This is a genomic window from Lactobacillus corticis (assembly GCF_018327645.1).
Lineage (GTDB): Bacteria > Bacillota > Bacilli > Lactobacillales > Lactobacillaceae > Lactobacillus > Lactobacillus corticis.
Window position 1 is genome coordinate 29,270 of record NZ_BMAY01000015.1, and the last position, 12,918, is coordinate 42,187.

The window sequence follows — 12,918 nt, forward strand, 5'->3', positions numbered from 1 at the left end:
AAAACTCGAATTAAATATTGTCTGTTATATTTCCTATTTTCAAGCGGAATCGATAGCTTTTTCAAAAAAGCCTGTTAAAATAATGAATGAGAAAGACAAGTGATAAGAGAGGTTTTGTTGGCATATGTATAGTCAATGGGTTTTACCCCTATCAGCTGCAGTCCTGCTGGCCCTAATTTATGCGGTCAAGCATTCTCGGCTTTTTAACCTGTTTGACCACGAACTTCACCATTTGCTAGTACGTCGACACGATGGGTTTGGTTGGCAAATTATCGCCTTTATCTGTGACCCTAAGCTAGTGGTTGTGTGGACAGTGTTGTTGGCTAGTTATTACATTAAGAATGATCAATTCATGACCGGTTTTTGGATTTTGGGCACGTTAGGCATAACGGATGCCATTGGAATTGTCATGAAAAAATCAATTAGACGTAAGCGTCCCAATGAACATTTAACCCTTGATGCTGGTTATAGTTTTCCTAGTGGCCATGTATTGAGTTCAACGATTTTAATGCTCATTTTGCTGCAGCTCTTTGGCGCAAAATTTGGTTGGGTTTTTGGTGGAGCAATTATTGCGATCTGGTTAATGGTGATCATTTCTCGTTTAAGCCTGAAGGCGCATTACCCATCTGATGTTATAGGAGCGGCAAGTTTGGCCATCTTTTGCTTCAGCCTTTCAAATCAAGTATTGCTAGTAATTCACTAAAAAGAAGCTTTGGAAATTCCAAAGCTTCTTTTTTGCTAATCATTTTTAATTTGCGGCTTCACGAAAGCCAACCATCAGACCGCCCTCTTCAGCATAAAAAGAACATAATTGCCTCATCGGACGAATAGCGATTTTTGCCAAAGGGTATTTTTCAAGAATTAGATCGCGCAATTTTTCAGCATCAGCTTGATTATTGCAATGGTCAATAATGACTTCCCCGCCTTGATAATTTAACTGCTGCATTTGTTTAGCAAGTTCCTTAATGGCCCGCTTCATGCCCCTGGTTTTGGCCAAGAGTTCAAATTTTCCTTCTAAGCTTGCAGTACCAATGACAGCAATTTTTAAAACTCCTGCTAATTTAGCAACTGCTCCGGGCACTCGGCCATTTAATGATAGGTTGCGCAGAGACTGCAGCACAAAAAGCAGATGAGTTTCTTGGCGCATCTCAGCAATTTTTTGATCTAAATCGGCCCAACGGGTTTCGCCTTTTAGCAATTGTTGAATGCCATGTAAAATAATGCTTTGTTCTGGCCCCGCGGAACGCGAATCAACTACAATGACGCTGCTTCCCGGATTTTTTTCTTCATAAATTTGTTTAGCTTGAAATGCCGAAGAATAGGAACCAGACAAGGCGCTAGTCAGAGCAATTATAATTGCTTTTTGCGACCCTTCAAGGGCATTTAACCAGTCCTGAATGCTTGGGCAGCTGCTCTTTCCGGCAACTTTTGACCGCTGCATCGTTTCTAAAAAGTCAGCGACAGTCGTTTGACCATCGTCAACAAAGGTTTCTTGCCCAAAACTTACTGTTAATGGAACTACTTTGATATTTGCTGCTTCATGATCATTTTCATTTGAAGCAGTATCTAAAATCAATCGAATTTCGCTCATATTTTATCCTCATAAAAGTCTATACCTGATATTATATAGTAAAGCTTTTTTCAACTTCAATTAACTTTACCAATTTTTAGTATGTAAAGCGTTTTCATGTGTTTACACATTCACAAAGTTAGGCTAAAATTTGAGGTGTAATTAGAGAGCAAATGCTCTTCGTGGTGATCAATTATTGCATGTTGTTGGTCGCCATAATTTTTGAGGAGGTTTTTTGATGTTAAAACCAGTTATTGAAAACGTTCATGCTAGAGAAATCTTTGACTCACGTGGTAACCCAACTGTTGAAGCAGAAGTTACCCTTTCAAACGGCTTAGTTGCCAAGGCAGAAGTTCCATCAGGTGCTTCTACTGGTGAAAACGAAGCTGTTGAATTACGTGATGGTGGTTCACGTCTTGGTGGCAAGGGCGTTTCAAAGGCTGTTAACAACGTTAACACTGAAATTAACGACGCTTTGAAGGGTATGTCACCATTCAACCAAGCATTGATCGACCAAACTATGATCGACTTAGACGGTACTCCTAACAAGGGTCGTTTAGGTGCTAACGCTATCTTGGGTGTATCTATGGCTGTTGCTGACGTTGCTGCTAAGGCAACCCACCAACCTCTTTACAGATACCTTGGCGGTATTGACCTTGAAGTGCCACAAACTTTCCACAACGTTATCAACGGTGGTGAACACGCTGACAACGGTATCGACATTCAAGAATTCATGATCACCCCAGTTAAGAAGACTTCATTCCGTGATGGCTTCGAAAAGATTGTTAACACTTACCACACTTTGAAGAAGGTTCTTGAAGACATGGGTTACGAAACTGGCCTTGGCGATGAAGGTGGTTTCGCTCCTAACATGAAGAACTCAGAAGAAGCTTTGAAGGCTTTGCACGAAGCTATTATCAAGGCTGGTTACAAGCCAGGTGAAGATATTGCTATTGCTTGTGACTGTGCTGCTTCATACTTCTACAACAAGGAAGACGGCAAGTACCACCTTGAAGGTAAGGTCTTGACTGATGACGAATTGGCAGACTACTACGACAAGCTTTTGAGCGAATTCCCAGAATTAATTTCTATGGAAGACCCATACGACGAAAACGACATCGATGGTATGGTTAAGTTCACTCAAAGCCACAAGGACCGTCTCCAAATCGTTCTTGACGACTTCATTTGTACTAACCCTGCCCTTTTGAGAAAGGCTATCAAGGAAGGTGCCGGTAACGCTTCATTGATCAAGTTGAACCAAATCGGTACTGTTACTGAAACCCTTGAAACTATCCGGATTTCACGTAAGAACGGCTACAACACTATGATTTCTCACCGTTCAGGTGAAACTGGTGACACCTTCATCGCTGACTTGGCAATTGCCATCAACGGTGGCCAACTTAAGACTGGTGCCCCAGCTCGTTCAGAACGTGTTGAAAAGTACAACCGTATGCTTGAAATCGAAGAAGAACTTGGTAAGGGCGAACGTTTGGCATTCTTCCCAGACGACGTTGACCACGACTAATTTCTTTAACTGATTTAAAAAGAGAGTTTGCAATGCAAACTCTCTTTTTTTTACATTAATTTTATCAGTCTTTGAATTAACGGTTTAGCCTTGTGCTTGAGCCAGATCAACTCCAAATGAGTCTCCCAACTTTGATGGTTGATTTTTACCCAATAATTGGGTGCATATAATTCAGCAATGGTTTGAGGAACTAAAGCAGTCCCCATACCCATTTTGGCCCACTGAATCGCTGTTCTTGAATCATCACACTTTACCGCATAAAAGACCTTGAGCCCGGCATGGGCAAAACTACTTTCAAAAATATTTTCAAAGCGCCGATAAATTATCAAATTTTCCTTGGCAATAGTTTTTAATCTGAGACTTTTATTGCGTAAAAGCTGCTGATTCGTAGTCACAGCTACCATGGGTTCGGTAGTTAAAGTTTTTGATTCAAATCCCGTATGATCAAAAGGCGTTCGCACGAGTCCCAAGTCTAGGGTCTGGTCATTTAACTTTTCTATTATGCCGAAAGTATTGCTTTCAAATATGTCAAAATTAATGTCAGGATAAAAATTTACAAATTCACGAAGTGCCGGCGTTGGCAAGCATGCCCCTGAGCTTGATGCCGTTCCGATTCGAATGGTTCCTAACTCCCCTTTGGCGGTTTTGGAAACTTGACTTTGAGCAGTATCTGCTAATGTTAAAATACGTTCTGCATAAGAGGCTAATTCCCGACCCGCATCAGTCAATTCAATCCCATGGGCGTTGCGAATGAATAGTTTGGCTTGTAATTCCTCTTCCAGCTGCTTTAACTGGTAACTCATTGGTGGCTGCGCGACATGCAATTTTTGGGCTGCCCGAGTTATTTGCTTTTCCCGCGCCACCGTCATGAAATACTCCAGCTGCTTCAAGTTCATAAACATATCCCCTTTTTGTGATATCTAATTTTTGTATATTACTTATCCTAATTAAATATTTTATTTAGGTCAATTTATATGCTACTTTAGATAAGGATAAAATTTAGGGAGGAAGAACAATGGCAAAAGAATTTCATGGCTTAAGTCAAGCCGAAGCAGATCGTTTGCTTAAAGAAAATGGGCGTAATGAAGTGCCCGAGCCTGAATACAATTTTTGGAAAGCCTTTTTCGGCAAATTATGGAACCTATCAGCGTGGATTCTAGAAGCAGCCTTAATCCTAGAATGTATCTTAGGGAAATGGATTCAATCCTTATTTGTTTTGTTAATGCTGCTGTTCGCGGCATACAACGGCGCTACGCAAAAGAAAAAGTCGCGCAAAGTTTTAGATTCAATTTCTCATGAACTAACCCCAAAGGTCCACGTCGAACGTGATGGCAAATGGATTACCCTCGACTCTAAAGAATTGGTCGTTGGCGATTTAATCAGCCTTTCTCGCGGTGACGTATTAGCTGCCGATGTTAAAATTTTGGAAGGCAGCATGAGCTTTGATGAAAGTTCAATTACTGGTGAATCTAAGGCCCAAAAGAAGCAAGTTGATGGTACTGCTTACGCTGGCACAACCTTGGTTGAGGGACATGGCCTAGCTCGAGTAGTGGCAACTGGCAAAGACTCACGTTCTGGAAAAACCATTAACCTGATTAATAACTCGGCTGCCCCAGGTCACTTACAACAACTTTTGACCAAAATCATTTACTATCTTTGCTTGTTAGATGGTATCTTAACTTTGATCATTATCGTGGCCTCATTCTTTAAGGGTGGCGACTTAAAGAATTTAATTAATATGCTGCCATTTTTGGCAATGATGTTTATTGCTTCAATTCCTGTTGCAATGCCTTCAACTTTCGCCCTTTCAAACTCCTTTGAAGCTACGCGTCTAAGTAAAAATGGCGTATTAACTTCAGACTTAACTGGTATCCAAGATGCTGCCAACCTTAATCTGCTCTTACTCGACAAGACTGGCACCATTACCGAAAACAAAACCGCTGTAAACACTTGGACAAACTTCACTAATTTAAAAGACGAAGAACTCTTAGCCCTTGTTTCTACCGCCGTTGATCGTCGAAATAGCGGAATCATTGATCAAGCTCTCATCGACTATTTGGATAGCAAACAGATCAAGAGCAAGCCAGTTGACAACTTCACCCCATTTACCAGTGATACCGGTTATTCAATGGCTGTTAGCGGCAATGACAACGTCAAACTTGGGTCATTTAAGCAATTATCGCTTATTGATCCGAATGCGGAAACAGTAACGAAAAAGATTGATTTTGCTGCCGGCCGTTCAGTAGCAGTGTTGGTGAATGACCAGTTGGCTGGAGTCTTTATCCTTAAGGATAAAATCCGCCCCGACTCTAAAGAGGCCTTGCAGGAATTGCATAATCGCGGTATCAAGACCATTATGTTAACTGGCGACAACCAAAGAACCGCTGCCGCTGTAGCAAAAGAAGTCGCCTTAAAGGGACAAGTCATTTCAATTAAAGATTTTAATGAACAAACCAAGGTCTCTGAAATCGCAGGAATCGCCGACGTTTTACCGGAAGATAAATTAAAAATGGTTAAGTACTTCCAAAAGGCCGGTTATATCGTAGGAATGACCGGAGACGGAGTTAACGACGCCCCTGCTCTAAAACAAGCCGAAGTTGGTATTGCGATGTCAAACGCAGCCGATGTGGCTAAACGGTCTGGCAAAATGGTACTGTTAGATGATGGCTTAACCCCAATTATTAAAATTTTGGATGCCGGTCACCGGGTATATCAAAGAATGACCACTTGGTCCTTAACCAAATTGGCCAGAACCGCGGAACTAACTATGCTATTAACTTTTGGTTATTTGGCTTATAACTACATTCCAATGGCCCTAAATGCGATGGTTATTTACACGATCATGAACAATATGGTTACCATGATGATTGGGACTGACCGAGCAGAAATTACTACTAAGCCTGAGAACTGGAACATGGGCAAATTGGCAAAAATTTCCTTCTCGCTTGCCTTCCTTTGGATGCTGGTCGGAATTGGCTTTGTGGCCTATTTAAATCACATTAATACTCCCCACGGCCAGGTAGGAACTATGGTTTATGTATTTTTAGTATTAAGTGCGATGTTCTTAGTCCTCATTACTAGAACCAGAAAATTCTTCTGGATGGACTATCCTTCTAAACTGGTTGGTGGCGTACAAATAGCTGATGTGATTATTACCTTTGTGCTCGCATTAGCAGGTATCGCAATGACGCAAATCTCATTTGACCAACTAGGAATGACGATCTTGGTTGCCTTGCTTGGGGCAGTTGTCATTGATATCATCTACCACCCCTTCGCACAAAACCGTTAAAAGCTTATAACTATTATGTAAAAAGTAAAAAGAGATTGAATTACCAAAAATTCAATCTCTTTTCTTTTACGGCTATTTAGCAAAACTGTTTATTATCTTTGCCAATTCCTGCGGCTTTTCAGCCTGGATGACATGTCCACATTCGTTTACATTTACATGCTTGACGAGGGAATTCATCTCGACTAAGGCATCCCCAAAATGATAATCAAAGTATGGAGAATTCTTACCAGTAACTACTAACAGCGGAATTTTCAAATCCACCACTACATCTCGCCAATCTTGCATTGCGTGATCAAGCAAAAATGGATAGTTTTCTTGCGGTTCATACGGATTTTCCTGGTAATCCTCTTGAGCCAAGTGACGCAGCTCCTCACTAACCCCGTGATAAGTTGGATGGTCAATTGGTGCTTTCAAATACTCAAAAAAATTATCCATTCTCAAGTCTTTAAAGCCAAAACGCCAATTATGGTCATTGATCATTTTGGGTGACTGATCTAAATCAACCACAGCCTTAAACTGGCCTGACCCAAATAACGACAGATAGGAAAATAGCGTAGCAGCCCCCATGGAATTGCCAACGCCTAAAACGTCATGCAAACCCTTAGCTTCCAAAAATTCGTAAACATCTTTGGCATGGCGGCTGATTCGCTGCCCCCGATAGGTACGTTCTGACCTGCCTTGATTTCGAGCCTGTAAAACGAAGATATGCCAATCTGGCATGGACTGGCAAAATTCTTGCCAGAGGCTATCTGAAGCTGCTAGCCCTGGTAGGCAAAGCATAATTGGGCCCTGATTGCCATATTCTTGATAAAAAAGCGAAACGCCGTCACTCGTCAAAAATTCCATCTAAATCCTCTATTCGTACGTCATAAAAAATAAAGAGGGCTTAACCCTCTTTTTTTAATTATTAAGCTCCGTGGAATTGTACCAATGAATAAATGTCAACATCTGGCAACAAGTCCCGACCCTTAAGATCTGGTAGTTCAATGTAGAAAGCAGCACCAACAAGCTTAGCACCTAAATCTTCAATCAATTGCTTAGTTGCTCGCAAAGTTCCGGCTGTGGCCAACAAGTCATCGCAAACGACAACTTTTTGCCCCGGCTTGATGGCATCAACGTGCATCTCAAGACTATTTGAACCATATTCAAGATCATAAGCCGCCTTAACTGTCTTACGTGGTAATTTATGTGGCTTCCGTGCAGGTACAAAGCCCAAGCCTAATTCGGTTGCAACAGGACAACCAACGATAAAGCCACGAGCTTCAGGCCCAACAATCACATCGGCCCCACGACTTTTAGCATATTCGGCTAATTCGTGGGTAGCAGCTTTGTAAAGCTTAGGATCTTGCAAAATTGGCGTAATGTCCCGAAAGACAATCCCCTCATTTGGAAAATCCTGAATACTTGCGATGTGTTTTTTAAAATCAATAGCCATTAGAAGAAAAACCTCCATCTTCGCTTTCGCTATTTTTGAGTTGATACATGTATATTTTACTCGATATCGAGCAATAATAACAGTAAAACCAGCAATTATCCTTTTAATGTACAAAACGATTTACATATTGAACTAGTCTTTGGCTAGGCATAGTTCGAAGCTGGTTGGCAAACTTAATTTTTGCATATGCCGATTGCAAATATTTTGACTGATTTAAAGGCGTCTTGACGACCTGTTCACTCTTTACCAGTTTGCCATCAGCCAATTTAACAAACCTTAATTCAAAGAAGACTCTTAAAACAAAGAGGATCTCTTCATAGTCCATGCCTAAAAAAGGAGCTACTTCCTGGTAATCTTCAGGACTAAGAGCTGGATGAGTATAAATATATTTTAGTACCTGTCTAAATTGAGCTTCATTGGGAATTGCGCTCACAGGCAATTGATCTACTAAGAACCGCAAATAGACTTCATCAAATTCTGGCTCTAAGGCTTGATTTAATTCATTTAGGTTTCGTGGCGTATCAAGTAATACCAAACTGCCACCTTCGCCGTGATAATCATTTAAAAGCAAGACTTGATCATCCGCCAAATTATATTGATTTTGCGCTAACTTGAGATTCTTAGGATCAAAGAAAAGATATTTATCGGCAAATCCCATTACATATTTTTCTCTTCGTAAATCAATTACTGCCTGATTGGTCAAATATTGCGGTGACCCAAATTCAAGACCAGCAATGATTCCTTGTAAACTGCTTTTTCCCCGGTAGTTATTAAGGCCCAGTTCAACAAAAATGCGGTTTACATAGGGCAATAGTTCGCTAGTTAGATAGCCCATATTGAAGCCCAAAACCGTTAAGCCGCCAACCGTAAACCTGACATGGTTCTTATCACTGCCGATCTTAATGAAGTGGCTGATTTGCGGAGCGGTCAAAGAAAAAATTGGCTTTGGATGGTCAGTTCCATAAGGACCAGCAGCCTGAATTTCCGCCATCACATCTGGCTTCAACTGCTTAAGCGGCAATTCCAGATCATACTTTTTATTGGCTGAATTGGTATTTGCAACCAAATGTTCTTTAAAAGCATTGCGCAATAAATCAATCTTATCTTCTGTTAGGGAAAGGCCACAGGCAAAATCGTGACCGCCAAATTTGGTTAGCAAATCTTGCTTCAGAGGTTCAAGTGAATCAAAGAGATTGATGTTTGGCGTGGAACGACCTGATCCCTTGATTTCGCCCTGATCATTTTTGGTTAAAACAATAGTTGGTTTATGCAGTTCCTCAACAATTTTATTGGCCACTAGACCTAATACTCCCTCGTGGAAACTTGGATCATAAATGACCAAACTTGGTTCTTTAACCCAGCCATTCTGTTTTACTTGCTCAAGGCAGCTTGAAAAGACTTTTTTAGTTAAATCTTTACGTTCATTATTAAGATCTTCAATTTCTTTAGCCAGTTTGTCAGCTTCAAGTTCATCATCCGTCAGAAGCAATTCAACAGCCAAGCTGGCATTAGCTAGGCGGCCGGTTGCATTTAGACGAGGGGCAATATTAAAGCCAACATCAGTTTCATCAATTGTACCTGCTTTCAGGCCAGCTTGCTTAATCAAAGCCTGCAAGCCTACTCTTGATGTTTGATTAAGGACTTCCAAACCGCGCTTAACAATAATATGCCCTTCACCACTGACCTTAACCATATCGCCAATGGTTCCAATCATTGCTAAGTCCAATAAATCAGTCATTGGATCTTGCATTAATTGGCGACAAATTGTATAAGCTACACCTGCCCCGCAGTAATCGTCAAAAGGATATGCTTGACCGGGATAATTGCAATGGACCACCGCATAAGCATCGGGAATTTGGTCTTGAATCGTATGGTGATCAGTCAGAATCGTATCAACGCCAGCTTTTTTAGCATAGGCAATTTCTTCTACTCCGGTGATTCCATTATCGACCGTAATTATCAGTTTAGTGCCATCCGCAACCAGCTTTTGGTAGCTTTCCATATTAGGGCCATATCCATCTTTAAAACGATCAGGAATAAAATAATGCACATCAGCCCCTAAAATGCTTAGCGTTTCCGTCATAATTGCCGTGGCGGTAATGCCATCAGCATCATAATCGCCATAAACGGTAATTTTTTGCCCCGCATCTACGGCCTCCATAATTCGGTCAACCGCCTTGTCTAGGTCATGCATCAAGCTCGGATCGGCTAAATTTTCTTCTGTCGCATTGAACCAAAAATTTAATTGTTCTTCTGTTGTAATTCCTCGCAAAGAAAACAACTTAGCCGTAATCGGGCTAAGTTGAAATTGCTCAATCAGTTCTGGTGAAATTGCTTCACCTGTTCGCTGCTCCCATTTCATGAGTTTAGTTTAAACACCTGCAGATTCTTATTAGTTGCTTTTTCTGTATCGATTAATTTCCCGCGGACCGCCCAACGGTTAACCCCACCATCGGCACAGGTAATCAAAGTCACGATTGCCTTTTTAGTGTTGCGAACGAGATAAACCGCATGCGGATCTACCTTTTTCTTCATGTAAATTCGATAAATATAAATATGCTTTAGGTCGGTCAAATATACCTTTTGCCCAAGCTGAGTATTCTCTAAGGGTGAAAATAGTATGCCATTGCTAGTCATATAGTGGCCTGCCAAAGGATAATTACCCTTACCCATAGTTTGATTTGCTCTCATGGTCCCGCCACCAGTTGACAAGGAATCATCGGACAATCCTAACATAATTGGCAAATACATATTTACATCAGGAATTGCTAAGGCACCGATAGCATTGGCAGTATTTTTCAATCTAGTCTTGGTAGCCTTGGCGGCATCCATATCTTTGACCTTGCTAAAGTCAAACATCCCTTTTTTCTTTTTATTGGCCTCTACCTTCTTTTTGGTTAATGAAGATAGGGTTGATTGCTGGTTTTGTCTTATCATCCAGTCACCAATCGGCTTATTGAAAATTAACACAATTCCAGCTACCAGTAAAATTATCGCTATAATCCTGATAATTAAACTTTTCTTATCAGACTTTGACTTATTTTCTTTTGTCATCGTTATTTGCCTTTGATATCGTCGTCATTCATTTTTAAAACTGCCATAAAGGCATCTTGAGGTACCTCAACGCGTCCTACCGCCTTCATGCGTTTCTTGCCCCTACGTTGCTTTTCAAGCAGCTTAGCACGTCTGTCAGGGTCGCCAGTATGAATCTTCCAAGTAACATCTTTCCGATATGGTTTAATTGTTGCTCGCGAAATAATTTTAGCACCAATTGCTCCCTGAATATCGACTTCAAAGTTTTGACGCGGAATTAACTTTTTCAACATGCTTGTCATCTGACGAGCCCGTACTTGTGCTTCATCCCGGTGAGCGATAAAGCTTAGAGCATCGATCGGATCTTTATTCAACAAGATATCGATCTTAACTAAATCAGTCGCCCGATAGCCGATAATTTGATAGTCCAAGGAAGCATAACCCTTAGTGGATGATTTCAAGTCATCGAAGAAGTCAAAAATAATTTCGGCCAGCGGAATCTCATAAATAACGTTGACACGATATTTGTCGAGATAGTCCATGGTCTTAAATTCACCGCGTTTGCGTTGACAAAGTTCCATGACCGGTCCAACAAAGTCATTAGGAACCATGATTTCAGCTTTTACATAAGGTTCTTGAACTTCTTGATATTCCCCTGCACTCGGCAAATCACTTGGGTTGTCAATTACTTTGGTCGATCCATCATTCATAATTGCATGATAATCAACACTTGGGGCCGTCATGATCAAATCCAGGTTAAATTCTTGCTCTAATCTTTCCTGGACCACGTCCATATGGAGCAATCCTAAAAATCCGCACCGAAAACCAAAGCCCAAGGCAGTTGAACTTTCAGGTTCAAATTCAAGGGCAGCATCGTTTAGCTGCAGTTTTTGCAAGGCCTCTTTCAAATCGTCGTATTTAGCATTATCAACGGGATACATCCCAGAATAAACCATTGGCGGAATTTGGCGATAACCTGGAAGAGGTTCAGCTGTCGGATTATCAGCATCCGTGATGGTATCACCAACTCGCGTTTCGCGGACTGATTTGATGTTGGCAGTTAAGTAACCAACATCGCCAGCAATCAGGATATCCTTTTTTACGGGATGGGGACTGGAAACACCGACTTCAGTTACTTCATACTCCTTGCCAGTATTCATAATCTGAATTCGATCACCCTTTTTAACCGTTCCTTCTTTAATTCTGACGGATAAAACTACCCCACGATAATCATCGTATTTTGAATCAAAAATCAGGGCTTTTAAAGGTGCCTGTAGATCGCCTGTCGGAGCCGGAATGTCAGTCACAATCTTTTCTAGCATGTCTTCGATTCCCTGACCGGTTTTGCCGGAAACTTCAGCTGCGTCACTGGCATCAAGTCCAAGCATTTCTTCAATTTCTTCTTTAGCTTTTTCGGGGTCGGCCGAAGGCAAATCAATCTTGTTTAAAACAGGGACAATTTCCAAATCATTGTCAACTGCCAAATAAGTATTAGCAAGCGTCTGAGCTTGTACGCCTTGACTTGCGTCTACGACTAACAGCGCACCTTCACAAGCGGCTAAAGAACGAGAGACTTCATATGAAAAGTCAACGTGCCCAGGGGTATCAATTAGATGAAAGACGTAGTCTTCTCCATCCTTGGCGTGGTATTTCACCTCAACGGAGTTCATCTTGATCGTAATTCCCCGTTGACGCTCTAAGGGCATATCATCAAGCATTTGGCTTTTCAGCTGCCGCTCTGAAACCGTATCTGTCAGCTCCAAGATACGATCAGCGATCGTTGACTTGCCATGATCAATATGGGCAACGATGGAAAAATTGCGAATATGTTTTTGATAGTCTTCTAATTTTTTGAAATCCATATAGTTGTTCACCTTTTCTGTAATACTCATTATATCAAAGCCATATTTGCAAATAAATTTTTTAAGCAAAAAATACTCGCTGACAAATGGTCGGCGAGTATTTTGGCTCTATAATTTTTCCTGTTGATGGTTTATCTATATGATATCCTGTTAACAGGATTTTTTATTGCGCAAGAAAAAGAGGCCATAGCCTCTATTTCTCAA

The 12,918-nt window shown here is 41.1% G+C and carries 10 protein-coding genes; 3 read left to right on the forward strand and 7 right to left on the reverse strand.

The window, feature by feature from the left end; all coding sequences use genetic code 11:
- The first annotated feature begins 124 nt into the window (after positions 1 to 124).
- A complete protein-coding gene (locus tag KI210_RS08000; RefSeq protein WP_212781357.1) occupies positions 125 to 703 on the forward strand; it encodes a phosphatase PAP2 family protein in 579 nt (192 codons plus the stop codon).
- Positions 704 to 748: 45 nt separating this feature from the next.
- Here KI210_RS08000 and KI210_RS08005 read toward each other — a convergent pair whose 3' ends face one another.
- A complete protein-coding gene (locus tag KI210_RS08005; protein WP_212781358.1) occupies positions 749 to 1,591 on the reverse strand; it encodes a DegV family protein in 843 nt (280 codons plus the stop codon).
- Between the two features lie 217 nt (positions 1,592 to 1,808).
- Between KI210_RS08005 and eno the strand changes: the two genes are divergently transcribed.
- Positions 1,809 to 3,095 (forward strand): phosphopyruvate hydratase, encoded by a 1,287-nt coding sequence (gene eno / locus KI210_RS08010; RefSeq protein WP_212781359.1) that lies wholly within the window; start codon positions 1,809 to 1,811, stop codon positions 3,093 to 3,095.
- Between the two features lie 50 nt (positions 3,096 to 3,145).
- On the opposite strand, the gene KI210_RS08015 is transcribed toward eno, so the two are convergent.
- Positions 3,146 to 3,991, reverse strand: a complete 846-nt coding sequence (locus KI210_RS08015) for a LysR family transcriptional regulator (RefSeq protein WP_212781360.1) — start codon at positions 3,989 to 3,991, stop codon at positions 3,146 to 3,148.
- A 119-nt stretch (positions 3,992 to 4,110) separates the two neighbouring features.
- On the opposite strand from KI210_RS08015, the gene KI210_RS08020 reads away from it, so the two are divergent.
- The gene (locus KI210_RS08020) at positions 4,111 to 6,384 is read left to right on the forward strand and encodes an HAD-IC family P-type ATPase (protein WP_212781361.1); all 2,274 of its coding nucleotides are present in this window, start codon (positions 4,111 to 4,113) and stop codon (positions 6,382 to 6,384) included.
- Positions 6,385 to 6,456: 72 nt separating this feature from the next.
- Here the strand turns inward: KI210_RS08020 and KI210_RS08025 are convergent, their stop codons facing one another.
- The 5 genes from KI210_RS08025 to lepA form a co-directional block, all read right to left on the reverse strand.
- Positions 6,457 to 7,230 carry an alpha/beta fold hydrolase gene (locus KI210_RS08025; protein ID WP_212781362.1) on the reverse strand — a complete coding sequence of 258 codons (774 nt, stop codon included), beginning with the start codon at positions 7,228 to 7,230 and terminating at the stop codon, positions 6,457 to 6,459.
- A gap of 61 nt (positions 7,231 to 7,291) precedes the next feature.
- On the reverse strand, positions 7,292 to 7,819 hold the full coding sequence (locus tag KI210_RS08030) for an adenine phosphoribosyltransferase (RefSeq protein ID WP_212781363.1): 528 nt from the start codon (positions 7,817 to 7,819) through the stop codon (positions 7,292 to 7,294).
- 103 nt (positions 7,820 to 7,922) lie between these two features.
- Entirely contained in the window at positions 7,923 to 10,181 is a 2,259-nt protein-coding gene (recJ, locus tag KI210_RS08035) for a single-stranded-DNA-specific exonuclease RecJ (protein WP_212781364.1), read from the reverse strand.
- Positions 10,178 to 10,873, reverse strand: a complete 696-nt coding sequence (locus tag KI210_RS08040; RefSeq protein ID WP_212781365.1) for a class A sortase — start codon at positions 10,871 to 10,873, stop codon at positions 10,178 to 10,180. The genes recJ and KI210_RS08040 overlap by 4 nt, the downstream gene beginning before the upstream one ends.
- A gap of 2 nt (positions 10,874 to 10,875) precedes the next feature.
- Entirely contained in the window at positions 10,876 to 12,714 is a 1,839-nt protein-coding gene (gene lepA / locus KI210_RS08045) for a translation elongation factor 4 (protein WP_212781366.1), read from the reverse strand.
- Between the last annotated feature and the right edge of the window lie 204 nt (positions 12,715 to 12,918).

Excerpts from the sequence above, each read along its gene's own strand:
- KI210_RS08000 (WP_212781357.1), top strand. The coding sequence starts at position 125 with ATGTATAGTCAATGGGTTTTACCCCTATCAGCTGCAGTCCTGCTGGCC.
- KI210_RS08005 (WP_212781358.1), bottom strand. The coding sequence starts at position 1,591 with ATGAGCGAAATTCGATTGATTTTAGATACTGCTTCAAATGAAAATGAT.
- eno (WP_212781359.1), top strand. The coding sequence starts at position 1,809 with ATGTTAAAACCAGTTATTGAAAACGTTCATGCTAGAGAAATCTTTGAC.
- KI210_RS08015 (WP_212781360.1), bottom strand. The coding sequence starts at position 3,991 with ATGAACTTGAAGCAGCTGGAGTATTTCATGACGGTGGCGCGGGAAAAG.
- KI210_RS08020 (WP_212781361.1), top strand. The coding sequence starts at position 4,111 with ATGGCAAAAGAATTTCATGGCTTAAGTCAAGCCGAAGCAGATCGTTTG.
- KI210_RS08025 (WP_212781362.1), bottom strand. The coding sequence starts at position 7,230 with ATGGAATTTTTGACGAGTGACGGCGTTTCGCTTTTTTATCAAGAATAT.
- KI210_RS08030 (WP_212781363.1), bottom strand. The coding sequence starts at position 7,819 with ATGGCTATTGATTTTAAAAAACACATCGCAAGTATTCAGGATTTTCCA.
- recJ (WP_212781364.1), bottom strand. The coding sequence starts at position 10,181 with ATGAAATGGGAGCAGCGAACAGGTGAAGCAATTTCACCAGAACTGATT.
- KI210_RS08040 (WP_212781365.1), bottom strand. The coding sequence starts at position 10,873 with ATGACAAAAGAAAATAAGTCAAAGTCTGATAAGAAAAGTTTAATTATC.
- lepA (WP_212781366.1), bottom strand. The coding sequence starts at position 12,714 with ATGGATTTCAAAAAATTAGAAGACTATCAAAAACATATTCGCAATTTT.